This is a genomic window from Citrobacter sp. W9, assembly GCF_026719375.1.
Classification (GTDB): domain Bacteria; phylum Pseudomonadota; class Gammaproteobacteria; order Enterobacterales; family Enterobacteriaceae; genus Citrobacter; species Citrobacter werkmanii.
The window spans coordinates 62,208-86,409 of record NZ_JAPPTE010000011.1 but is presented as its reverse complement, the minus strand read 5'-3'; the positions used below and the strand labels follow the sequence as shown (position 1 = coordinate 86,409).

Below are 24,202 nucleotides of genomic sequence, written 5' to 3'. Positions count from 1 at the left end.
CTCTCCTTAACTCTTTAATTTAATTTTGCTTTTGAAAAATCACTGCCCATCAGGCTGACGCTGTATCCGCTGACGTTGCTACGCGTGGCATAGAACGTTTTGCCATTTGCCAGGGCTATCCACGGAGCCTGCTGGTAGAAAATCTCTTGCGACTGCTGGTACAGCGCGGCGCGTTCTTCAGGTTTGCTCACCAGTTTCGCCTTTTGAACCAGAGAATTATACTCTTTATCGCACCAACGCGCGGCGTTAGATCCGGTTTTAATGCTGTCGCAGCCCAACAGTACATCAGCGAAATTATCCGGATCGCCGTTGTCTGACATCCAGCCGAACAGCGCGGTGTCATGCTCGCCTTTGCGCATTCCGGAGAGATATTCGCCCCACTCGTATGACACTATTTTTGCCTTTACGCCGACTTTTGCCCAATCGCTCTGGATCATCTCGGCAATACGTCGGGAGTTCGGGTTGTATGGACGCTGAACCGGCATTGACCACAGCGTCGCTTCAAATCCGTTTTCCAGCCCAGCCTGTTTCAGCAGATCTTTCGCTTTTTGCGGATCGTAAGCGTAATCTTTTAGATCGTTATTGAACCCCATCATATTCGGTGGAATCGGCGATTTTGCCACCGTACCAGAACCTAAAAAGACGGCGTTAATAATGGCTTTTTTATCGGTCGCGTAGTTCAACGCCTGACGCACCAGCACATTATCAAACGGTTTTTTCTCGGTATTAAACGCCAGATACCCGACGTTCAGCGCTTCAACCGAATGCAGCGTCAAATCTTTATTCTTGTTGATCTCGTCAAACTGGATTGGCGCAGGCGCAGGGATAATCTGGCATTCGTTAGTTTGCAGTTTTGCCAGTCTGGTCTGTACATTTGGTGTGATCGAGAATATCAGGTGCTTCGTCGGGACGGCGCCATCCCAGTAGTTCGGGTTGGCCAGATAACGGATTTGGGAATCCTGTTTGTACTGCTGCAACACATATGGCCCGGTGCCAATCGGCCAATTATCAACGTTTTCCGGGGTGCCTTTTTTCAGCATCGCGTCAGCATATTCCGCAGAAAGAATGGAAGCGAAATCCATCCCCCAGTCGGCAAGAAACGCGGCGTTAGGTTCATTCAGCACAAACTGAACGTGATAATCATCCACCTTCTTCACTTCTTTGATCAGTTTATCCAGACCGACATCGTTAAAGTATTCGTAGCTGCCCTGAGAAACCTTGTGGTACGGATGATCGGCATCTTTCTGGCGTAATACCGAGAAAACCACGTCATCGGCGTTGAAGTCGCGGGTGGGTTTAAAGAATTTATTACTGTTGAATTTCACCCCCTGACGCAGGGTAAACGTGTAAGTCTTCCCATCGGGAGAAATTTTCCAGTCCGTTGCCAAAGACGGTATTGGGGTATTCTTTACCGGATCAAAGTTAATGAGTCGGTTGTAGAGCACCTGTGAACTTGCCACAAACGACGGACCGGAACTGGCGATTTGCGGGTTAAATGACTCCGGCGACGCTTCTGAGCAGTAGATGATGGTGTCAGTGCTGGCCGCGAACGCAGCGCCTGAGGGTAAGGCGGCGCTGAGCGCCAGCGCGAGTAACGTTTTCCTTGCAATCATGGTTATAAGCCTTCTTATTTTATTATTAACCGGAATATCAGAGCATAGCTGACAAAAACTGACCAATAACAAATCACTATCAGGTTATTCTAATCCGGTGGTTTTCGCTGAATTATTCATCACCACAAGCGAATTAATTTCCCTTAAGTCTTTTTCAAAACGTCAAGATTTTTCCCGGCACTCTATGCCATGAAAATTCGCCCCTTTTTGCCTCTCTTCCGTCGTTTGCTCGTTTTTATAAACCGTAAAGTAGATGTGTGAAGAAGTCTAAGGGGTAACAACGTGGCAAAAACTCTCTTGCGCAGCGGCAATTTGGATGACTATCAGGCCGTAGGTGGCGGTGGTCAGGCCGTGTTTGATTCAGCACTGCAAATTCGTGAAACGCTTCGCTTGCGTAAACAGCAGGCGATGGTGGATTGTCTGGCGATCCCACAAATTAACGACAACGGCGATCGGGTTGACTGGTATTCTCCGGTTGAAGGAAAAGTCGTTGCGTGGAAAGCCGCTGATGAAGAGGCTCGTTTTCGTGCGCTGCGCTATCTGGGGAGCACGCTGGAAAATGCGGCGGCCCTGAGCCGTAAAAGCCTGCAATCGGGGAAAACCGCCCTCCAACTGTTTGGTTCATTGCTCGAAAAAGCCATCCAGTTTCCTGGCGAGAATCACGTGTTTCTGGTTGATGGTAAACCCGTTATTACGTTCTGGGGCTTCGTCAATCTGAATGAAAATCCCCGCGACGATGTGCTCGATTGCCTGCGCCTTGCCGATATACCACCGGTTGTCACTGTGACAGAGCCTGACCCGGAAGAAGAGACTTCACCTGAAATCACCTTCACTGAGGCCGATGCCCCTTTACTGACGCCGGTCGTTGAACCGCCAAAACCGGTTGAACCTGAATCACAACCGCTGGCCATGATCAGCGAACCGGAAGTCACACCGCCACCGGTACAGGTGAAGCCCGCACGTCGCCTGCCGCTGTGGAGTCTACCCGTTGCCGCCGTAATTATCGCAGCCATTGTCGGACCGTTGCTATGGAAACAACAAGCCGTTATCCCTACCCCCTTAGTTGCCCCCATTGCAGTGGCTAAAGCAGACATGACGCCGTTGCCGGAACTGACCTCTGCACTACCTTTGCATCGGGCTGAAGTCATTCCGGTAGCGAAAAAAGAGAAACCTGACGCAGGACCGGTAGTGATTGCCGCTATTCCCAAAGATGCGCTGGTCATGGATGCCAGCCAGATGAAGGCAGGAACGACGCGTTTCCTCAACGGTAACTGGCGCGTCATGGTCGACGTGAAAGATCCGGTCAGCGGCAAAGCGCCGTCGCTGCGTTATCAGATCCAGACGAATAAAGGCACTGCACGCGTTGTTCATGGCGACAATATTGTTTGTCGTGCCGAGATTTTCTCTGGTTTGCATCAGACTGGCGAATTAATGATAAAGAGTCGCGGTAATGCCCGTTGCACGGACGGATCACGTTATCCGATGCCTGAAATTACCTGCAAAGCGGGAACCAATGACGTCGCCACCTGCACCGCACGATATGACGATCACGCGGAAATCCCTCTGACGATCAAAAAGATAGGTGCCTGATTTTATGTTGGTGAATCTGTGTGACTACAAACAAAGCGTGACGCTCATCGCCAATAGCGGTGTGCAATTTCTGGATTTTGGCCTGACGCCGCAGGAATCTGCGCATCATGGCCGCTTTGTGCGCAAAACGGCCAACGGTCCCCTGCTACGGCTGGACTTCGATCTGACAACGGGACGCTATACCTTGCCGGGCAGCACCGGCGGTCAGCCCGAAGTGGTGAAGCCGGAAAGCACCCAGACGCTGCATTATTCTCTGGATGTGCTCGACGGCGTCTGGCTACCGCTGCCGTTCCTGCGCTTTAATCCGCCGCGTACGTTTGTTGAAGGCCCGGATAACTGGGCGCGTGTACAGGTGCGAAAACTGGCGCAACCAGACAGCGCGGGCAACACTCACCGCGTTACCCTGGCGCTGGACAGCCAGCTCACTGAAAATGCCCCGGCAGCGTTAACCCCCAACGAAAATGACCTGCTTAACGGTACGCGATTTGCACTGGCCTGGCATGATAACGAAATTGCCGATTTCCTCGACCAGACCTGGATTGACGGCTGGCTGCGCGAATCCTTTATGCATCATGTCACGCAGCATGAGAATCGCTCAGAACATGAGATCCAGCAGGCGCTGCGTAATTTTGAATATCAGGCGCACTGGTTAAATTTGTTAACCCTGTTAGGCGAACAGCTTTCTATTCCTGAAGTCAAGCTGGTCACACATACGCTCAGCACACCGGCGATTCCCGTCGATCTGATCCTGGACATTGGTAATACCCATACCTGCGGCGTCCTGATTGAGGATCACGGCGATGCCAATGATGGACTGCGCCAGACCGCTGAATTACAGGTGCGGTCATTAAGCGAGCCGCAGTTTCTTAACGATCCGCTATTCACCAGCCGACTGGAGTTTTCTGAAGCGCGGTTCGGTAAACAGCACTTTTCCGTTGAGAGCGGTCGTGATGACGCCTTTATCTGGCCGTCGATTGTTCGCGTGGGCGATGAAGCCCGAAAGCTGGCGATGCAACGTATGGGTACGGAAGGCAGCAGCGGGATCTCCAGCCCGCGCCGTTATCTGTGGGATGAAACGCCGGTGCTGCATGACTGGCGCTTTAGCCAGATGAATGGCAAAACCCAGCGCGAACCGCTGGCTACCGCCTTCCCGCTGATGAATCTCATGAATGATGACGGACAACCGCTGTTCAGCCTGCCGCAGGATGACCGTCTGCCGGTGTTCTCACCGCAATACAGCCGCAGCACGTTGATGACGCATATGCTGTGTGAGATCCTGGCTCAGGCGCTGGGTCAAATTAACAGCGTGGCGACGCGTTTGCGCCTTGGTTTCCCAGCCTCTCCTCGCCAGTTGCGCACATTGATCCTGACCCTACCCTCAGCGATGCCAAAACAGGAGCGCGAGATTTTCCGCCTGCGTATGTTTGAAGCCATTGCACTGGTCTGGAAAGCAATGGGCTGGCACCCGCAGGATGAAGACTTCACCACCCGTAAGCAGCAGGAAAAGAGCGTGGTTCCCGTCCCCGAGATCCAGATGGAGTGGGATGAGGCCAGCTGCGGTCAGTTGGTGTGGCTGTATAACGAGGCGATTTCCCACTACGATGGTCACACGGAATCGTTTTTTAATGCCCTTGCCCGTCCGGACCGTCTGCCGGAACCTGGTGAGATAAAAGGCCGTGCGCTGCGCGTGGCATCCATCGATATTGGCGGTGGGACCACGGATATGGCCGTCGTCCATTACCAACTTGATGACGGCGTTGGCGCGAACGTCAAGATCACCCCGCATTTGCTGTTTCGCGAAGGCTTTAAGGTCGCAGGCGATGACATGCTGCTGGACGTGATTCAGCGTTGCGTACTACCTGCCCTGCAAACCCGCTTGCAGCAGGCTGGCGTGACCGACGCCGCCGCATTACTGGCTACGCTGTTTGGCGATTCCGGGCGCATCGATACTCAGGCGATCCTGCGTCAGCAAACGGCATTACAACTCTTTATGCCGCTCGGTCATGCGGTACTCTCCGCCTGGGAACAAAGCGATATTAACGATCCGGTAGCCGGACTGCATGCCACCTTTGGCGAGCTGCTCAGCCAGCAACCCACGCGTAACGTGATGAACTATATCCAACAGGCTATCGATCATGCGTTGCCGTCTGGTTCGCCAGCGTTTGATGTTTTGAGCGTGCCGTTACAGGTGCAGTTCAGGCAGTTACAAGAAGCGTTACTGGCGGGGCAATTTACCCTGACCTCGCCGCTGCACGCGGTTTGTGAGGCTATTTCACATTATCGTTGCGATATTTTATTAGTGACCGGCAGACCCGCTTGTTTACCGGGCGTACAGGCGTTGATCCGCCATCTTCAACCCGTTCCGGTTAATCGTATGATCTGGATGGATAACTATCGGGTGCACGAGTGGTATCCGTTCAGTCAGCAAGGGCGGATTGGCAACCCCAAATCCACCGCAGCAGTCGGTGCAATGCTATGCAGCCTGGCGCTGGATCTGCGTTTACCGCGCTTCAATTTTAAAGCTGCCGATATCGGCGCTTACTCGACCGTACGTTATCTTGGCGTGCTGGATAATACGGTCAACACGCTACGCGATGAGAACATCTGGTATCACGATATCGATCTGGATAAACCCGGCGCGAAGCTGGATACCCGTTTGCACTTCCCGCTGCGCGGCAATGTAACGTTAGGCTTCCGCCAATTGGCAAACAGCCGCTGGCCTGCCACGCCGCTGTATACGCTGAGCATAAATTCTGCCGAACTGGCAAAAAGTATCGCCGGAGATGGCGTGTTAAATGTACGGCTGCAGTTACGCGGCGGCAGCAAAGAGAGCGGCCCGGAATGTTTCGTACTCAGCGATGCCTGGTTACAGGATGGCACCCCCGTTGCCGCCAATGCCTTAACGTTAAAATTGAATACCCTGGCGGATCGTCGCCATAGCGGTAGCCATTACTGGATTGATAGCGGGAGCGTGTACCTGAAATGAGTAAGATGTTAAACACCGCGCAGGCCGTCATCGAGTGGGTAACAGAGACCCGCCAGCGTTCCGTACGTCTTGATGATGAGGCGGATGCCCTGCTGACACAACTTACGTTAGCCGCGGTTAATGAATCTGCGCTGACAGCGACCTTTTCAGCACGAGGCTGTGTTGGGTTATATGGGCACTCACAATCAGCGAAAGCGCATCTGCTCGCGGCATTGTGCAGCAATGCCAATGGCAAAGTGAACATCGTGACCCCGGATCGCAGTTTTGATTATTTTTCGCATATTAATCCGGGGCATGCACCGACCAATATGGCGATTCGCTTTACGCGTGAAGATAATCCGCTCAATAGCGAATGGCCGCTGCGCTTACGCTTACTCAGTGAAGCCGAACTGGTACAGCTGTTTATCACACAGTTCTGTGCGCTTCCGGACAACCGCCAGGTTGAGAAATCGATTATTGAGGCGCGCCTGGAAAAATGGCAAACCCTGCGTCAGCGTCATCCGGTGCAAGGCATCACGGCTCAGGATGTCGCGGCAATCGGTCGTTTCTGGCGCTCCTGCGTACCGGCTAATCAGCAGCAAATTGACGATGCGCTATGGCATCAGTTTGCTACGCTTCTCCCCGCTCTGGATCTGACGACCCGGGCAAACGCCTGGGCATTATTGTGGGGAGAACAACCAGAGCTAACGCAGCAGTGGCTGGCGCTGGCGCATACGCTGCAACAAACCGGGAACGCGCAAGAACTGGCGGCTCCGCTGAGCCTGTTGGTTGACCATTTTGGTTTACCTGCTGAGAGTTTTCTCACTCAGGTGGCATTGCACGGGAGTGAGGCGCAAAGTGATGTGGTTGTTCATCCAATTGAAAACCATCAGTTGCTCAATGCGGTCAGTCTCTCACAGGCATCACTAGCGCTGTTGACGCGCGAGCTGATCCTGACGGTGGAAGATGCTGTGCTGGAGAATGTCGACCTGCTCGATATCCCTCTCGCCCCGGATGCTCATCCCCATCCGCTGTGGCAGGCAAAATTAGGCTGGATGCTGGAGCATTATCGCCAGCAACTGCAACCGGATGTGCTCTTAATCTGCAATGCGGTATCTACCCGCGCCCAGACGCCAGCCATTACCCGCAAGCTGCTGGGCTGGGTCAACGATACGCAACCCGTACATGACGCCGCATTACCGGGCGTAGTCTGGGCCATCACCCCACAGGATGCGCGTTTTAGCACCCAGCAAAACCTGGATGAGTCCGTACAGCAATTAATGGGCAAACCGGGACTGCACTGGGGTACGCTGCAGGCGCTGGATAACCACAGCTTACAACGCCTTGTCGAATGGCTGACTCAGGCGACTTCACCACAACAGCGTCAGGCCAGGCTGACCTCTCTGTGCGAACAACACCAACAGCGCATCCGCGAAACGCTGATGAGTTGGATTAACACCCGCGCTGATGAGTCAGGTAGCAGCGAGTCGGTGATCCGCCAGTTACAATCCCAGGCGGCAAAACATGGCGAGCTACTGGAGGGGTTACTGCCGCCAATGCGCCTCTTTGAGTCGCTGCTGCGTGTTCATCAGCCGCGCGAGGAACAGGTGAACGGGCTATTTAATGAAGAGATCGACCTGTTTGCTGAAGTGCATGACATACCGCACTCGCCGGAAAGCAAAGAAACTGGTTATCTGGCACACAAAATGTGGGTTAATCACGTACGTCAGTGGTGTCGCGATGAAAATAATGCGCGCCGTTTAAGCCTCGATCCTCGTACGCTAAGGCAGGTGGCTGACATTCTTGTGACCACCAGTTATCGCCTGGAGATGCCGCAACGCTTACAGCGCATGATGCAGCGCGAAAACGTTTGTGCAGCGCAGCTACATGCCGATATTGGGGATTTTATTACCTGGCTTGGATTTACCAACGTTGCTGAGGAACAGCGCCCTGCCAGCAGGATCCAAAAAGGCGCGGCTATTTTTAGCGCGCCAAAGCAACAACCGATGTCGCGCCTGGCCAAACTGGAAGAACAGCCCTCGCACGGCGCAAGCCGCTATGTTTACGACTGGCTGGTTGCTTTGTACACCCGCGCGAATGAGAACGTGGGATATCAGCACCCACAGGATGTTAATGAAGTCGACAAAAAACGTTTAGATGCCCTGCTTTCCTGCTGAAACGGCCTCATCAGAAAAGTGAAAACATCAGCGCGACGGGAAAGCTCATTGGCCAGGTCGCCCCGACTAATACCGCGCTGAGAAAACGAATCCGCTTTTTCTCGCGTGACAGAAACCAGGTGATGATTGCCGTGATAGCGGCCATCACCGCATAAAAGACCAACATTTTTTGGTACAGAGACATGTAAGGCATCCTGGCCGGAAGGTAAAATCGCGCGCAATATGCTCTTTTTCATGACTCACATCAAGTTTTATTAATTATTTTAAGAGAAACGGCGGTAAAACAACCCGTTTTCATTATGTTCAGAATTCGTACTATTGCGGATAGTTATAACCCGTACTATACCCATAGGGGTTAAAACGAAAGGTGGCACAAATGAATGTTTCCAGTAAAACTGTGGTGCTGATAAATATATTTGCTGCTGTAGGACTTTTCAGTCTGATTTCCGCAAGGTTCGGCTGGTTTGCTTGATGTGACTCTTCTGAATTAATTGCAGCGTCCACTGGCAGAGAGGGTTTTCTCTCTGCCATTAGCCAACGATCTTCCCACTCTGCCTTCATCCGGTAAATCATCCTTAGGATGTAATATCCCTAATCCTTCTGCGGCATTATTTGCCTGTAAAGCGGGCTGGCGTGGTGCCGGTATGCTGACGGAAAAATGCAATAAAAGCACTGTCACTGACAAATTCCAGATGTTGCGCCACCTGACTACCAGGACTCCCGTCAGCCAGCATTTCCATGGCTTTTAAAAGTCTAAATTGCTGCCGCCAGTGCTGATAATTCATCCCGGTATCTCTGATGAAGATCCGGCTGATGGTCTTCTCACACGCCCCAACCCGTTGGGACAACTGATTCAGTCGCGGTGGCAACGCCCCCATGCGCAATTGCTCAAGCCATACGTCCAGCCGTGGATCTGAGGGAAATTGTAATGTCCAGTTTTCACTACGTGAGGCCCGCAATTCCTCACAAAAAACGGTGATGAGGCTGGCCTGTTGCACCGCAGGCATATCCCATGACCAAAAGGCCATGCGTTCTATGACTTCGAAAAAAAGTGGATTAACCTCGACGATATGCATGGGCAGATCGGATAACGGCAGCGAGGATGAAAAGTACAAAGAACGATAAGCCATTACGCCACGCATGATGGCGCGATGAACCGTACCGGCTGGGATCCAGACCGCACGCCGTGGCGGCAGCAGGCACAGGGCCTGCTCCAGTTCAATCGTGATGCTCCCCGCCGCCGAAAAAAGGAGTTGATGACGAAGGTGGCTATGGCGTCCGGAATCGTGTACGCCCATATCGGCGGCAATCCCAATTACCGGGTTATCAAAGCTATCCGCATCGAAAATTTCATCGGGGGCAATTTTCATTATCTGTCCGATATTTGATATATAAAGTCCTGATAATAGTAATAAGACAACCCGCTTTCAGCAATAATTCCCGCCTGTTTTCGGTCTCTTCGGATATTGCTATGAATATTCTTCGTCGTCCGCCGCTTTGGCTGCTCACTCTGTTGATAATGTTTCCGCAACTGGTGGAAACCATTTACAGCCCGGCATTGCCAGGTATCGCTACCGCTTTTCACATAAGCAGTGAACGTGCAGCTCAAACACTCTCCGTTTACTTTGTGGCCTTCGCCGTCGGTGTGGCGATGTGGGGCTGGCTGAGCGACAGTATCGGACGACGGCGGGCGATGCTGGCAGGACTAATCTGCTACGGCACAGGTTGTGCATTGGCCATTGTTGCCACCAATTTCAACGTGTTGCTGCTGGCGCGGATGGTGTCAGCCATCGGAGCGGCTGCCGGGTCAGTCGTGGTACAAACCATATTGAGGGACTGTTATGAATCAACCACGCTATCCCGCGTCTTTTCCGTGATGGGGGCTGCGCTGGCCCTGAGTCCGGTTTTCGGCCTGCTAAGCGGAGGTTGGCTGGTAAGCCTGTATGGTCATATCGGTGTATTCGTTGCTCTTGTTTTGCTGGCGATATTACTGCTCATACTGACAGCAACCCGTTTGCCGGAAACAAGGCCGGAGAATACGATCCGCCCGCGGATGGCTGTGCTCCTGCCCCGCATGGCACGGGACGATGAGCTGTGGAAAAATGCTATGCTGGTCGCCCTGTTAAATACCATGCTGTTTAGCTATTACAGTCTGGCGCCATTTCTTTTCAGACAGTTGGGATGGAGTTCCAGAGCCTTTGGCTGGACGGGGGTGTTACTTGCGCTTGCTTCGCTGTCGGGAAGCCTGTTGAATCGGCGTCTGTTAACGACAGGTCTGACGCCGGAACAGATGGTACGTCATGCCTGTGTGCTGGCCATGTTCTCAGGTCTGGCGGCGTGGTGGCTACAGCATACTGCATGGATCCTGATACCGGTGTTTGGGGTGGTACTGGCCTATGGTATCGCCATTCCCAATGTATTGAGCCAGGCACTGCGTCGCTATCGTGAACAAGCCGGGGCCGCTGGTGCTTTGTTCGGGTTAAGCTATTACCTGTTGCTGGGAATGATGCTGGGATTGGCTGGCATGGTGCAACAACTGGGGCTGGTGCTGAGCGTCTGTGCGCTACTTGCCTGGCTTTGCAGCTACCGCCGCTGATAACTGGACGGTATACCTGAAAGCACAAAGCCCCGGCGTTAAGCTGGGGCTTTGTCGTATCAATTAGCCTGACCTCGCGGATATTTCCAACTTACCGCCGTCCGATGGCGACGAGGCCAGTGGCGCGAATAGTATAGAGACCCGTTTGCTAATTTTTAGCTATCCGTGCCTCATTAGGTGTTCACGCTTAAATTGTTACTCATGCTTGATCATGACATGGCGAACAATCGTGTAATCCTCAAGCCCGTACACCGACATATCTTTGCCATAACCAGACTGTTTTTGCCCACCGTGCGGCATCTCGCTGACCAGCGTGAAGTGGGTATTGACCCAGGTGCAACCATATTGCAGACGAGCACTGAACCGATGCGCGCGGCCGACGTCCCGGGTCCAGACAGAAGATGCCAGTCCGTATTTCGAATCATTCGCCCATGCCAGCACCTGGTCTTCATCATCAAATACGGTCACGCTGACCACCGGACCAAAAACTTCCCGCTGCACGATGGCATCTTCTTGCTTTGCCCCGGCCAGCAGCGTTGGGGCAAAGTAGTAGCCTGCGCCGTCCACTTTTTTACCACCGGTGATAACCTTGATATGCCCCAGGGCTTTGGCCTCATCGACCGCTTTGGCCACGCGATCAAGATGTGCCTGCGAACTTACCGGTCCCAGCTCCGTCGATTCGTCGTTCGGCGCGCCAATTTTTAGGCTGGCAACCGCGGCGCCAAGTTTCTCAACCAACGCGTCATAAATGCCTTTCTGGGCATAGATTCGACAAGCGGCGGTACAGTCTTGTCCGGCGTTGTAATAACCAAAGGTTCGCACGCCGCTCACTACCGCATCCAGATCCGCATCATCAAAAATGATGACCGGGGCTTTGCCGCCCAGTTCCATATGTGTGCGCTTAATTGAAGACGCGGTATGCTGGATAATATGTTCGCCGGTGGCAATAGAGCCGGTCAATGAAACCATGCGGACCTTTTCATGTCCGGTCAGCGGATCGCCCACGGTTTTTCCACGGCCAAACAGCACGTTGACAACGCCTGCCGGATAAATATCTTTGGCAAACTCGGCCAGTTTAAGCGCCGTCAATGGGGTAATTTCCGACGGTTTAATCACCACGCAGTTCCCCGCCGCCAGCGCCGGAGCCAGTTTCCACGCCGCCATCATCAGCGGGTAGTTCCACGGCGCAATAGAGGCGACCACGCCCAGCGGATCCCGGCGAATCATTGACGTATGCCCTTCCAGATACTCTCCGGCGGCCTGTCCTTGCAGGGTGCGGGCCGCCCCGGCAAAGAAGCGGAAAACATCGACGATGGCCGGAATTTCATCGTTGAGCACACAGTGCAGCGGCTTACCGCAGTTGAGCGATTCCAGCTCAGCGAAGGTTTGCGCGTTATCCGCGATAGCATCCGCCAGTTTCAGCAGTAACTCGGAACGCACTTTCGGTGTGGTTTGTCCCCAACTGGCAAAGGCACTGTCGGCCGCACGGACCGCGGCATCAACCTGCGTGGCTGAGGCCTCGGCAATCTCCAGAATGCATTCACCAGTTGCAGGGTTATAGACTGGCTGCTTTTCACCTTCACCGTTGACCAGCTCGCCATTAATCAGTAATTGATGTTGCATAGCAATTTCCCATATCGTCGTTTATTTACCGTTTCCGGCGAGAGTGTCGCCTTCACGCGTTAGCCACCAGGCCCCTAAAATTGGCAGTGTAGTCACCAGCATTACCAGCAATGCCACAACGTTGGTGACAGGCACATCCCGTGGACGACCCAGTTGATTGAGCAGCCACAAAGGAAGTGTTCTTTCATGTCCGGCGGTGAACGTTGTCACGATGATTTCATCAAATGACAAGGCAAACGCCAGCATTCCGCCCGCCAGCAGTGCCGATGCCAGGTTCGGCAGCACCACGTAACGAAAGGTTTGCCAGCCGTTGGCGCCAAGATCCATAGACGCTTCAACCAGACTCCATGAGGTACGGCGAAAACGCGCCACAACGTTGTTAAATACCACCACCACGCAAAACGTCGCATGCCCCACCACGATCGTGAGAAAACCCGGTTCCAGGTTGATGGTTTTAAACGCCGTCAACAGCGCCAGACCGGTGATGATCCCCGGTAACGCGATTGGCAACAGCAGCAACAGCGATATTGCACTCTTGCCAAAAAAGTCCCTGCGCCACAGCGCGGCAGCGGCCAGCGTCCCCAGAACGAGAGCAATAGCCGTCGACAACGCAGCGATTTTAAGTGACAACGTCACAGACTCCAGAATATCGCTACGCTGCGCCGCAACGCTAAACCACTTCAGCGTCAACCCCTGCGGTGGAAAACTAAAAGCAGCCTCCTCAGTATTAAAAGCATAGGTGGCGATGATGAGGATGGGAAAGTGCAGGAAAATAACCCCGCCCCATGCCGCCAGTTTGAGTAACCAGGGTGCGCGTTCAGAGTGCATCGAAAGCTCCCAGACGCTTCACGAACGCCAGATACAGTGCGATTAACACAATCGGCACCAGAGTAAATGCCGCCGCCATCGGCATATTGCCGATCGCCCCTTGTTGCGAATACACCATGTTGCCGATGAAATACCCCGGCGGTCCCACCAGTTGCGGCACGATAAAATCGCCCAACGTCAGAGAGAAAGTAAAGATAGATCCCGCCGCGATACCGGGTATTGCCATCGGAAGAACCACATAGCGGAAGGTTTGACGCGGGCGCGCGCCCAAATCAGCGGAAGCCTGTAACAGTGACGGCGGAAGCCTCTCCAAAGCGGCTTGTACCGGGAGGATCATAAACGGCAACCAGATGTAAACGAACACCAGAAAGCGCCCTAACCCTGAGGTCGACAACGTATTGCCGCCGACAGCAGGTAGCGTCAGGAACGAAAGCAGCAGCGGCTCCAGCCCAAGATGGGTTAAAAACCACTGCGCCACACCGTCTTTCGCCAACAGTAACGTCCACGCGTAGGCTTTAACAATGTAACTGGCCCACATCGGCAGCATCACCGCAATGTAAAAAAAGGCTTTCATTTTGCCGCTGGTATAGCGCGCCATATACCACGCCATCGGAAACGCCAGAACCGCGCTGGCAATGGTGACCGCTATCGCCATCGTCAGGGTACGCAAAATGATGTCGTAGTTGGCGGGATTAAACAGCGCCTGCAGATTCGCCAGCGTCAGGTCCGGCGTGACCGACATGGTGAAATCGTCGAAGGTATAAAAACCTTGCCACAACAGCGTCAGCAGTGAGCCAAAGTAGACGATGCCAAACCACATCAGCGGCCCGAGAAGCAGTAAAAACAGCCCCAGCCCCGGGTTACGCCAGAAGAAACCGGAAATCTTGTTCAGATTTGTCGGTTGCGATGGCGAATGTAAGACGTTCATAGCCATTCACCTCTCCTCAACCAACGGCACCATCACGTCGCGTGACCACGATGCCATCACCTGCTGACCCGGTGACAGCGTTGACGGCAGCATTTCTCCCGTCAGGTTCGCCTGGCTCACCAGTAATTTTTCACCGCCAGCCAGTTTCAGTTCAAACCGTGTCGCCGCGCCCTGGTACTGCACCGCCTGGATAACGCCCGGAGCCTGGACGTCTCCCCCGGCATCATTCAACCGAATGTGTTCCGGACGCAGGGAAAACATTCCCTGTAGCCCGCAAACGTTCGCTGACATCGTGGCATCAAAGACATTGGACGTCCCGACGAAGCTCGCCACAAACGGTGTCCGTGGACGCATGTACAGTTCACGCGGAGAATCCACCTGTTCGATACGACCGTTATTAAACACCGCCACACGGTCAGACATCGACAGCGCTTCGCCCTGATCGTGAGTGACAAAAATGAAGGTGATACCGAGAGATTGCTGTAACTTCTTCAGCTCTAATTGCATCTGTTCGCGCAACTTAAGATCCAACGCCCCGAGCGGCTCATCCAACAGCAGAACGCGCGGTTCATTGACCAGCGCCCTGGCAATCGCCACGCGCTGACGTTGTCCGCCGGAAAGCTGTGACGGTTTGCGCTCATGAACAAAACCGAGTGCGACTTTATCAAGCGCCTCACGGGCTTTGGCGTGACGCTGTTTTTTATCAATCCCTTTGACCATCAGCCCGTAAGCGACGTTGTCGAGGATCGACATATGTGGGAATAGCGCGTAGTCCTGAAATACCGTATTGACGTCCCGCTCCCAGGGGGGCAATTCGCTGGCCTGTTTTCCAAAAATGGTGATTGCGCCGCCTGAAAGCTGCTCGAACCCGGCAATCAGACGCAGGCAGGTGGTCTTGCCGGAGCCGGATGGCCCCAGCATTGAGAAAAACTCCCCGTCGTTAATCGCAATACTCACTCCATCAACTGCACGAACATCCCCGTACAGACGCGAGACGTTATGAAACTCTACTGCGTACGTCATAAAACCCCCAGCGGAATTAACGACCGCCCATAATGGCGATGTAATCCTGCGTCCAGCGACTGTAAGGAACGAATTTGCCGCCTTCCGCAATTGGCGTTTTCCAGAAAGCGATTTTGTCAAAGTAGCTATAGCCGTTGGTTTCACAGCCCTTTTCACCCAACAGCGGGCTGGCTTTACATCCTTCAGGCACCACTGGCAGAGAACCAAACCAGGCCGCTACGTCGCCCTGTACTTTCGGGGTTAATGACCAGTTCATCCATTTGTAAGCGCACACCGGGTGTTTCGCTGCACTGTGCAGCATGGTGGTGTCAGCCCAGCCGGTAACCCCTTCTTTTGGGAATACCGTGGCAACAGGCTGACCTTCGGCTTTCAGGGCGTTAGCCTGATAAGGCCAGGCGCTGGATGCCACCACGCCTTCGTTTTTGAAGTCACTCATTTGCACAGTAGTATCGTGCCAATAACGATGAATTAGCGCATGTTGATCGCTCAGGACTTTGATAACCGCCTGGTACTGTTGTTCGGTGAGTTGGTAGGGATCGGTGATGCCTAATTGCGGCTGGGTGGCTTTAACGAATAACGCGGCATCGGCAATATAGATCGGACCATCATAGGCTTGCACGCGTCCTTTATTGCTTTTTCCATCCTCGAGTTTTTGCTCAACAAACACCACGTTCCAGCTATCCGGCGGCGTTGGGAAGGTTTTGGTGTTATACATCAGCAAGTTTGGTCCCCACTGATACGGGGTGCCATATACTTTTCCGCCAACGTTAAACCACTCGCCTTTCACCACGCGTGGATCGATAGTTTTCCAGTTTGGGATCAGCGCGGTGTTAATCGGCTGCACGCGTTTACCCATAATCAGACGCAGTGAAGCGTCACCGGACGCGGTCACCAGGTCGTAGCCGCCTTTTGCCATCAGGCTGACCATCTCATCCGATGTGGCCGCCGTTTTCACATTGACCGCGCAGCCGGTATCTTTCTCAAACTGCGAGACCCAGTCATATTGTTTATCGGTTTGTCCGCGTTCGATATAACCCGGCCAGGCAATAATATCCAGGCGGCCTTCTGGTTTATCTAATGATGTCGGGGGTTCGGCTGCCTGTGCAGTCATCAGCGTCATACTGAGCGCACACAGGCTACTGAGGGCAAATTGCTTGCTCATAACATCTTACTCCTGTCTAAAAAATATTGAGCGGCAGCCTTGCCGTAAATATATGTCCTTTCCTAAAAATAGTCGGGGTGTGCTAAGCGTTCCTGCTGGCGCAAGGAAATTTAATCAGGTTGTGAGCTAACGCTCATTACGCTACTGATTCAGACTGGGTGTTTTAATCTTCTGGAGTATAGACAAGGAGTTAGGTGCAGAGGTGGCAATAGTTAGAACTATTGATTTTTTGTATGGTAGCACCCGATATAAATAACATCAGGGTTCGGTATTCTCTATTTCGAAAATAAGAACGCACTATTCTTTTATATTGAATAGCGCGTTACATTTTATTTCATCATGTCGCGAATTAATTTTCCAAGCTGTTTCACCGCCAGTTCCTCGCGTTCTCCCCAATGCCATGCGGTATTAAAGCGAAAGAAACGTGTCCAGCTCCCCGAGGTTGAGAACATTTTTCCCGGCGCAATGCTGATGTGGTGCGCCAGCGCTTGCGTACTGAGCTCTCCCGCATCCAGCGGTTCCGGCAGTTCGAGCCACAGAAAATAGCCGCTGTCGTTGTGGTGAATTTTGACCTCCGCCGGAAGATGGCGCAGTAGCGTTTGCCAGGCCTGCTGTTTGCGTTCCGCAAGCTGACGGCGTAAACGACGCAAATGCGCGTCATAGCGTCGTGTTGACAGATAGTCGACGAGTGCAAGCTGCATGGGAGAACTGGTGGATAAGGTGCTCATTAGCTGGAGTCGTTGAATGCGCCGGGCATGTTTCCCTGCCGCCACCCAGCCAATGCGAAATCCGGGCACCAGGCATTTTGAAAATGATGAACAATGCAGAACGCTATCGCTGCGATCCCAGGCTTTAGCGGGGAGCGGTTTTTCCCGGCCAAAGTAAAGTTCGCTATAAACATCATCTTCAATCAGCATCACATGATATTTCTCCAGTAATGCAACCAGATGCGCTTTTTTCTCTGCGCTGAGCGTAAACCCCAGCGGATTTTGGCTGTTGGTCATCAACCAGCACGCTTTTACCGGATACTCCTGCAACGCCTGCTCCAGCGCGGCCAGATCGATCCCCTCTTTGACATCAGTGGCAACAGACAGCGCCTTCAGACGTAATCGCTCCAGTGCCTGCAATGCGCCATAAAAACAGGGGTTTTCGACAATCACCCAGTCCCCCGGTTCAGTGACCGCCTGCAGACTCAGGTTGAGAGCTTCAAGCGCACCGGTGGTGATCACAATTTCGTCAGGTGAAATGGTCATTCCCTGTTGGGCATAGCGACGGGCAATGGCATGGCGCAATTCATGATTCCCCGGCGGCAGGTTTTCAATCACGCTCATAGCCGTGGCCGTTTTACTCACCTGCGCCAGCGAGCGGTTTAACTGCTGAAGGGGAAACAAACGCGGGTCAGGGAATGCGGAGGCAAATGGCATTACTGACGCATCCCGGCTGGCCTGCAGCATATCAAAAATGTAGGTGTTGATATCCACCGCTTCGTCGCGCATCACCTGCACCTGAGGTGCTGCAGAATGACGTTCAGGGCGCGCGGCAACATAATAACCGGACTGGGGCCGGGCAATAATCCTCCCCTGGCTTTCCAGCAACTGATATGCGTGGCCAACGGTCATAAAACTCATCCCGCTACTGACCACCTGCTCACGCAATGAAGGCAGACGATCGCCGGGTTGCCATACGCCAGACGCGATTTGATCGCGAATTTGCTCTGCCAGTCGCTGGTACTTTTTCATCTTTCGTCCTGATTACCGGTGTCGGTGACAACCACTATATATATCAGTTTACATAATCAAGATATTTTTTATAACTGTTATGGTTAACAGTTTTACAACATCGTTACCGACAGTTCTTTTCCTAAAGCGCGGGCAGCTATCTGCACAGCATCAATTTTTGTCGCGTGCTTTAAATCGAATAAACGGGTGATTTCCTGCTTAGGCCTGCCGATCCTGTTTGCCAACTCCTGCTGGGTAATATTCGATTCAAGGAAGGCATTTAACAACAGAACCTTAGACGCAACGCTTAGTGGTATTTCCACATAATCAGCGCCAGCGACAACCGCTGAAGGCAAAGGAATCGGTTCGTTATCGTCGAAATAGAATTCAAAAGCGGTGACCAATGCGGCCTGCGCAGCCTGCAAAGCATCATGGCGAGTTTCTCCCTGAGTCAATGCTTCAGGAATATCCGGAAAAGACACCATGAACCCACCTTCCACGGCGGGTATTAGATTAACGGGATAACGCATAATTTTCTCAAAATTTCTCATATAGTCAGCCTTATAGAGATGATGATTACTGTAAGCCAGGCTGCTTTTGGATCGCTTTTCGCAGGGCCTCTTTTATCTCATCACCAGGATGCCTGGGCACAACGCTACGTCTTCCCTGATACCTCAACTTCAGATGATTTGAGCCGTTTGTAACTTTAACTCCCTGAGATTCAAGCCAGCGTCTGAACTCACTTTGCTTCACTGCGCCTCCCTGTCGTCTATTATATACACAAAGTAAACATTTATGATTACTTTTTTGATTGTGTTGCTATTAATAACGCAAAATCACTAGCGTGGGGAGGACGCTATTTAATAACAGGAATCCAGCTTCCAGATTTCATATCAGCCATGCCAACCTATAACAGAGCGACAACTGTTATGGTTAAAAAGAACTGTTCTGTTTCTGCCCTCCATTGCTTCCCAGGCTTAGAATTGCGCCAAATCAATTTTGCCTGCGGAGTTAAGCATGTTCGGTCTTGACGCGTTTCACCTGGCGAGGATCCAGTTCGCGTTTACGGTATCCTTCCACATTATCTTTCCGGCCATTACCATCGGCCTCGCCAGTTATCTGGCAGTGCTCGAAGGGCTGTGGCTAAAAACGAAAAATCCCACCTGGCGCTCGCTATATCATTTCTGGTCGAAAATATTCGCCGTAAACTTTGGTATGGGCGTGGTTTCCGGGCTGGTGATGGCCTATCAATTCGGCACCAACTGGAGTGGTTTTTCCGAGTTCGCCGGGAGCATCACCGGACCGCTGCTGACCTATGAAGTGTTAACCGCCTTTTTCCTCGAAGCGGGTTTCCTGGGCGTAATGCTGTTCGGCTGGAATCGCGTGGGGCCAGGCCTGCACTTCTTCGCGACCTGTATGGTTGCGTTGGGTACCATTATTTCTACCTTCTGGATCCTCGCCTCCAACAGCTGGATGCAGACGCCGCAAGGCTACGAAATCGTTAATGGTCAGGTTGTTCCCGTCGACTGGTTCGCTGTTATTTTCAATCCTTCATTTCCTTATCGTTTGCTGCATATGTCCGTTGCCGCCTTCCTCAGCAGCGCGTTATTTGTCGCCGCTTCTGCGGCGTGGCATTTGCTGCGCGGAAACAATACGCCGGCTATTCGCGCTATGTTTTCGATGGCGCTGTGGATGACATTAATCGTCGCCCCGCTCCAGGCATTGATTGGTGATATGCACGGTTTGAATACGCTGAAACACCAGCCGGCAAAAATTGCGGCGATTGAAGGGCACTGGGAAAATCCGCCCGGTGAACCCACTCCGCTATTGCTGTTCGGCTGGCCGGATATGGAACAGGAGCGTACCCGCTATGGACTGGAAATCCCGGCGCTGGGCAGTCTGATCCTGACCCACAGTCTGGATAAACAAGTCCCGGCCCTGAAAGAGTTTCCTAAAGAAGACCGGCCCAATTCAACCATGGTGTTCTGGTCGTTTCGCATTATGGCAGGGCTAGGCATGCTGATGATCCTGCTGGGCGCGATCGCCCTGCGGCTACGTTACAAGCAGCGGCTATACACCTCACGTCCTTTCCTGCGTTTTGCATTATGGATGGGTCCCTCCGGTCTGATTGCCATTCTGGCTGGCTGGGTAACCACTGAAGTTGGCCGTCAACCGTGGGTGGTCTACGGTCTGCAACGTACCGCGGATGCCGTTTCCGCGCATGGCGATTTACATATGAGCATCAGCTTGCTGTCATTCTTTGTGGTGTACAGCTCCGTATTTGGCGTCGGTTACAGCTACATGATCCGCCTGATCCGTAAAGGGCCACAGGAACATGATCCGTCAACGCCGCCATCCGGCACGCCTGCACGACCGCTTTCTGCTGCAGTTCTCGATTCTCAACCGGAGGCTCACCGCTAATGGGTATCGATTTATCAGTTATCTGGTTTGTTATTATCGTGTTCGCCACGTTGATGTATATCGTGATGGACGGTTTCGATCTCGGTATCGGCATTTTATTTCCTGCTATTCAGGATGCGGATGACCGTGATGTGATGGTGAATAGCGTCGCCCCCGTGTGGGACGGCAATGAAACGTGGCTGGTACTGGGCGGAGCCGGACTATTCGGCGCTTTCCCCCTGGCCTATGCGGTGATTGTCGATGCGCTGACGATCCCGCTCACCCTGATGCTGCTCGGCCTGATTTTTCGCGGCGTCGCTTTTGAGTTTCGCTTCAATGCCACGCCGGCACATCGACCATTCTGGGATAAAGCTTTTCTCGGCGGTTCAATTCTGGCGACATTCACTCAGGGCATCGTGGTAGGTGCCGTGCTTAACGGATTTTCTGTCACCGGACGCAGCTATAGCGGCGGCCCTTTCGACTGGCTGACCCCGTTCACGCTGTTCTGCGGTGTTGGCCTGGTCGTGGCTTACGCCCTGCTGGGGGCAACATGGCTGGTGATGAAAAGCGAAAATCCGTTGCAGGATAAAATGCGCCGCGTGGCCAAAAAACTGCTGCTGGCGATGCTGGTTGTTACCGCCATTATCAGCCTATGGACGCCGCTGGCGCACAGTGCGATTGCCGAGCGCTGGTTTAGCCTGCCTAACCTGTGGTTCCTGATGCCGGTTCCGCTGCTGGTGGTGTTGATCAGCATGTGGTTGTGGCGCTCGCTGGACCAACAGCACAGCCATGCACTGCCCTTTGTTTTGACGCTGGGATTGATCTTCCTTGGGTTCAGCGGTCTGGGGATCAGCATATGGCCGCATATCATTCCGCCATCCATTACGCTCTGGCAGGCGGCAGCGCCTGCGCAAAGTCAGGGCTTTATGTTGGTTGGCGCACTACTGATTATCCCGATAATCCTGGTGTATACCTTCTGGAGCTACTACGTTTTCCGCGGCAAAGTTCAACATGGTGAGGGGTATCATTGATGCAACAATCAATCTGGAAACGCCTGATGTGGCTGGTGATCCTCTGGGGCGGCAGCGTGCTGGCCCTGGCCGCCGTCGGTATGTTCTTTCGTTTACTGATGACGGCTGCTGGCTTTAAGTCCTGATTCCCTCCCTGAAAACAACCGGGCAGCGCAATACTACCCGGTTGTAACAAATCCCAACGTTGGCCAAACAAAAATGCAAAAAACATCTCATTGGCAAAACAGAGATTGCCATTTCCCCGATTAAAATATTGAATAGTCACATGGCGAAATTATCGCCACTTCCGCTGCTAACGTACCAGAGGGTTCACGATGTTTAAGAAAGGGTTAACGGTGTTATTGCTGGCCAGCGCGCTTTTTTCGGGTCAACTTCTCGCAACCAATCAGGGACATGAGTATCTTCAGGTGCAGGATGCCGATCACGTATTACGGCACACCGCCGACAGCGATGAACTGCGCGTGACGGCGGAAGAATCCGCCGCCGATCTTCGCGAACATCATTACTGGCAAAAATCACGCAAACCCGATACTCATCAGGGTTAAGGTTTACGCTTTGGCAATGTTTTCATCAGTTCTTCGGGACTGACGGAAGCGACGATGCTGCCCGGCAACGGCATTTTCAGAATATGATGTTTCATCTTGCCGATTACATGCATTTCGCACGGTCGGCAATCAAATTTCAGCGTCAGAACTTCATCGCCGTTTACCAACTGCATCGGTGTCGCTTTCCAGCTCTTGATGTTTCCTTTCGCCTGTTTCGGACACAGGTTAAACGCAAAACGCAGACAATGTTTGGTGATCATCACCGGCACATCGCCCTTTTCTTCATGCGCTTCATAGGCCGCATCAATCAACTGAACGCCATAGCGGTGATAAAACTCACGCGCTTTATGGTTGTAGACGTTTGCCAGGAAGCTCAGATGCGTTTGTGGATACACCGGCGCCGGCTGTGACACCGGTTTGCGACTGCCGCGCTGATAGTTTTGCAAACGCGCCGCATCCAGCATGTCGACAGCTTCACGTCGCAGTTGATTGAGTTGACCGTTTGGCACAAACAGCGCCCCCGGGAGATTAACCTGAATATCGCGGGCGTAATAAAGCGTTTGTCCAAGTTTGGCCAGGCCATCCTGCAGGTTGCTTAACGCTTTTTCTGCATTGTTCGCTTCGTCAAAGTGGCCGTCCAGCGTATGCGTGATGCTCACCCCCTCTTCACTGGTGAGCGTCAGGATCAACTGCTCCTGCCAGCCGCCCAGTTCAATATCAACCGCGATACGACGTTCGCTGGAGGTTTTGGTTAACGCCTGCTGCCAGTTATGATCGAGATTACGGTTCAGCGGATGATGCGCACGCACTTTGTGCAAATCGGCTGGCATTTCATTCGGCCACACCCGATATCGATTGTGCCCCGTTTTTTCAACGGTATTGGCACGGAAACCAACCACCTCACGCTTGATTAACACGTTCAGACCATCGCCGTTCGCCAGCGGCTCGGTGACCTCAACATCCAGATGATCTTTCGCGACCTTCAGGACTTCACCAACCGGCAGACCAATGAATTTTGGCGAGTCAAACGCGCCGATATCGCCCTTACGCGCATTGACAAAATAATCGGTGCTACCGCGATGGAAGGTTTTTTCCGTGGAGGGGGTAAAGAAATGTTCGGTGCGTCCGGCTGATGAACGGGCAAGGTCGCCGCGCTCTTCAATGATGGCGTCGAGCATCTGACGATAATGCGCGGTAATATTCTTCACATAGCTCATGTCTTTGTAGCGCCCTTCGATTTTGAAAGAGCGCACGCCTGCATCAATCAACGCGCCCAGGTTGGCGGTCTGATCGTTATCTTTCATCGACAGCAGGTGTTTTTCATAGGACACCACGCGCCCCTGATCGTCTTTCAGGGTATACGGCAGACGGCAAGCCTGGGAACAGTCGCCGCGGTTAGCGCTACGTCCGGTTTGCGCATGTGAAATATAACACTGACCTGAATAGGCAACGCACAACGCACCGTGAATGAAAAATTCAATGGTCGCGTCCGTGGCCTGGTGGATGGCGTTAATTTGCTCAAGGCTCAGTTCCCGCGCCAGGACAATCTGGGTAAATCCGACATCAGACAGAAACTTCGCCTTCTCGACGCTGCGAATATCACACTGCGTGCTGGCATGCAGCTCAATGGGGGGAATATCCAGCTCCAGAATCCCCATATCCTGCACAATCAGAGCATCAACACCGGTCTGGTACAGATCGGTAATTAATCGCTGTGCGGGCTCCAGTTCATCATCGTGCAAAATCGTATTCAGCGTCACAAAGATTTTCGCCCCGAAGCGATGAGCGAATGGCACCAGTTCGGCGATATCTTTCAGGCTGTTGCTGGCGTTATGACGCGCGCCAAATCCCGGTCCGCCAATGTAAACGGCGTCTGCGCCGTGCAGAATGGCTTCGCGCGCAATGGCGGTATCCCGAGCCGGGCTTAACAATTCAAGGTGATGAGGTTGCTGGCGCATACAGTTGTTACCATCCACAAGCGGTAAAAATGGCGGCTATTGTAG

General features: G+C 53.0%; 21 protein-coding genes. 9 read left to right on the top strand and 12 right to left on the bottom strand.

The annotated features are described in order from the left end of the window. Window positions 1-14: 14 nt before the first annotated feature. A complete protein-coding gene (locus OOJ59_RS16320) occupies window positions 15-1,613 on the bottom strand; it encodes an ABC transporter substrate-binding protein (protein ID WP_137347300.1) in 1,599 nt (532 codons plus the stop codon). A gap of 282 nt (window positions 1,614-1,895) precedes the next feature. Here OOJ59_RS16320 and OOJ59_RS16315 point away from each other — a divergent pair, with 282 nt between their 5' ends. The 3 genes from OOJ59_RS16315 to OOJ59_RS16305 are packed head-to-tail and all read left to right on the top strand — an operon-like array spanning window position 1,896 to window position 8,345. Next, window positions 1,896-3,203, top strand: coding sequence for an SrfA family protein (locus OOJ59_RS16315; RefSeq protein ID WP_160956182.1), 1,308 nt, complete (start codon window positions 1,896-1,898; stop codon window positions 3,201-3,203). A gap of 4 nt (window positions 3,204-3,207) precedes the next feature. Then, on the top strand, window positions 3,208-6,189 hold the full coding sequence (locus OOJ59_RS16310) for a virulence factor SrfB (RefSeq protein ID WP_160956181.1): 2,982 nt from the start codon (window positions 3,208-3,210) through the stop codon (window positions 6,187-6,189). Next, window positions 6,186-8,345, top strand: a complete 2,160-nt coding sequence (locus tag OOJ59_RS16305) for a virulence factor SrfC family protein (protein ID WP_160956180.1) — start codon at window positions 6,186-6,188, stop codon at window positions 8,343-8,345. Before OOJ59_RS16310 ends, OOJ59_RS16305 begins: the two co-directional genes overlap by 4 nt. Window positions 8,346-8,355: 10 nt before the next feature. Here OOJ59_RS16305 and OOJ59_RS16300 read toward each other — a convergent pair whose 3' ends face one another. Beyond that, window positions 8,356-8,529, bottom strand: a complete 174-nt coding sequence (locus OOJ59_RS16300) for a GhoT/OrtT family toxin (protein WP_069324931.1) — start codon at window positions 8,527-8,529, stop codon at window positions 8,356-8,358. A gap of 192 nt (window positions 8,530-8,721) precedes the next feature. Between OOJ59_RS16300 and yncL the strand changes: the two genes are divergently transcribed. Further along, entirely contained in the window at window positions 8,722-8,817 is a 96-nt protein-coding gene (gene yncL, locus OOJ59_RS16295) for a stress response membrane protein YncL (protein ID WP_071524268.1), read from the top strand. A 136-nt stretch (window positions 8,818-8,953) separates the two neighbouring features. Here the strand turns inward: yncL and OOJ59_RS16290 are convergent, their stop codons facing one another. Then, on the bottom strand, window positions 8,954-9,715 hold the full coding sequence (locus tag OOJ59_RS16290) for an AraC family transcriptional regulator (protein WP_160956179.1): 762 nt from the start codon (window positions 9,713-9,715) through the stop codon (window positions 8,954-8,956). Window positions 9,716-9,816: 101 nt separating this feature from the next. Here OOJ59_RS16290 and OOJ59_RS16285 point away from each other — a divergent pair, with 101 nt between their 5' ends. After that, window positions 9,817-10,941 (top strand): multidrug effflux MFS transporter, encoded by a 1,125-nt coding sequence (locus OOJ59_RS16285; RefSeq protein WP_160956178.1) that lies wholly within the window; start codon window positions 9,817-9,819, stop codon window positions 10,939-10,941. 195 nt (window positions 10,942-11,136) lie between these two features. Here OOJ59_RS16285 and patD read toward each other — a convergent pair whose 3' ends face one another. The 8 genes from patD to OOJ59_RS16245 all read right to left on the bottom strand — a co-directional run bounded on the left by patD (window position 11,137) and on the right by OOJ59_RS16245 (window position 18,976). Further along, on the bottom strand, window positions 11,137-12,564 hold the full coding sequence (patD, locus tag OOJ59_RS16280) for an aminobutyraldehyde dehydrogenase (RefSeq protein ID WP_038640724.1): 1,428 nt from the start codon (window positions 12,562-12,564) through the stop codon (window positions 11,137-11,139). A gap of 21 nt (window positions 12,565-12,585) precedes the next feature. Next, on the bottom strand, window positions 12,586-13,392 hold the full coding sequence (locus tag OOJ59_RS16275; RefSeq protein WP_003020204.1) for an ABC transporter permease: 807 nt from the start codon (window positions 13,390-13,392) through the stop codon (window positions 12,586-12,588). After that, window positions 13,382-14,326 carry an ABC transporter permease gene (locus OOJ59_RS16270; RefSeq protein ID WP_160956177.1) on the bottom strand — a complete coding sequence of 315 codons (945 nt, stop codon included), beginning with the start codon at window positions 14,324-14,326 and terminating at the stop codon, window positions 13,382-13,384. Before OOJ59_RS16270 ends, OOJ59_RS16275 begins: the two co-directional genes overlap by 11 nt. Then, window positions 14,327-15,343 carry an ABC transporter ATP-binding protein gene (locus tag OOJ59_RS16265; protein WP_121529078.1) on the bottom strand — a complete coding sequence of 339 codons (1,017 nt, stop codon included), beginning with the start codon at window positions 15,341-15,343 and terminating at the stop codon, window positions 14,327-14,329. It abuts the gene before it with no gap. A 16-nt stretch (window positions 15,344-15,359) separates the two neighbouring features. Beyond that, window positions 15,360-16,505 (bottom strand): putative ABC transporter substrate-binding protein YdcS, encoded by a 1,146-nt coding sequence (gene ydcS / locus OOJ59_RS16260; protein ID WP_069324934.1) that lies wholly within the window; start codon window positions 16,503-16,505, stop codon window positions 15,360-15,362. A 329-nt stretch (window positions 16,506-16,834) separates the two neighbouring features. Continuing rightward, complete coding sequence (locus tag OOJ59_RS16255) at window positions 16,835-18,244, bottom strand: aminotransferase-like domain-containing protein (RefSeq protein ID WP_069324935.1); 1,410 nt, start codon at window positions 18,242-18,244, stop codon at window positions 16,835-16,837. A 92-nt stretch (window positions 18,245-18,336) separates the two neighbouring features. Beyond that, window positions 18,337-18,753: a type II toxin-antitoxin system HicB family antitoxin gene (locus OOJ59_RS16250; RefSeq protein WP_087856629.1), complete on the bottom strand. Its 417-nt coding sequence runs from the start codon at window positions 18,751-18,753 to the stop codon at window positions 18,337-18,339. A gap of 46 nt (window positions 18,754-18,799) precedes the next feature. After that, window positions 18,800-18,976 (bottom strand): type II toxin-antitoxin system HicA family toxin, encoded by a 177-nt coding sequence (locus OOJ59_RS16245; RefSeq protein WP_160956176.1) that lies wholly within the window; start codon window positions 18,974-18,976, stop codon window positions 18,800-18,802. A gap of 264 nt (window positions 18,977-19,240) precedes the next feature. Here OOJ59_RS16245 and OOJ59_RS16240 point away from each other — a divergent pair, with 264 nt between their 5' ends. The 4 genes from OOJ59_RS16240 to OOJ59_RS16225 all read left to right on the top strand — a co-directional run bounded on the left by OOJ59_RS16240 (window position 19,241) and on the right by OOJ59_RS16225 (window position 22,199). Then, window positions 19,241-20,644 carry a cytochrome ubiquinol oxidase subunit I gene (locus tag OOJ59_RS16240; protein ID WP_038640740.1) on the top strand — a complete coding sequence of 468 codons (1,404 nt, stop codon included), beginning with the start codon at window positions 19,241-19,243 and terminating at the stop codon, window positions 20,642-20,644. Further along, the gene (cydB, locus tag OOJ59_RS16235; RefSeq protein WP_160956175.1) at window positions 20,644-21,654 is read left to right on the top strand and encodes a cytochrome d ubiquinol oxidase subunit II; all 1,011 of its coding nucleotides are present in this window, start codon (window positions 20,644-20,646) and stop codon (window positions 21,652-21,654) included. The genes OOJ59_RS16240 and cydB overlap by 1 nt, the downstream gene beginning before the upstream one ends. After that, a complete protein-coding gene (locus OOJ59_RS16230) occupies window positions 21,654-21,779 on the top strand; it encodes a DUF2474 domain-containing protein (protein ID WP_064507023.1) in 126 nt (41 codons plus the stop codon). The genes cydB and OOJ59_RS16230 overlap by 1 nt, the downstream gene beginning before the upstream one ends. A gap of 189 nt (window positions 21,780-21,968) precedes the next feature. After that, window positions 21,969-22,199: a DUF2554 family protein gene (locus tag OOJ59_RS16225; RefSeq protein WP_038640744.1), complete on the top strand. Its 231-nt coding sequence runs from the start codon at window positions 21,969-21,971 to the stop codon at window positions 22,197-22,199. Here OOJ59_RS16225 and OOJ59_RS16220 read toward each other — a convergent pair. Continuing rightward, entirely contained in the window at window positions 22,196-24,157 is a 1,962-nt protein-coding gene (locus tag OOJ59_RS16220; RefSeq protein WP_110498016.1) for a peptidase U32 family protein, read from the bottom strand. The genes OOJ59_RS16225 and OOJ59_RS16220 overlap by 4 nt on opposite strands. Between the last annotated feature and the right edge of the window lie 45 nt (window positions 24,158-24,202).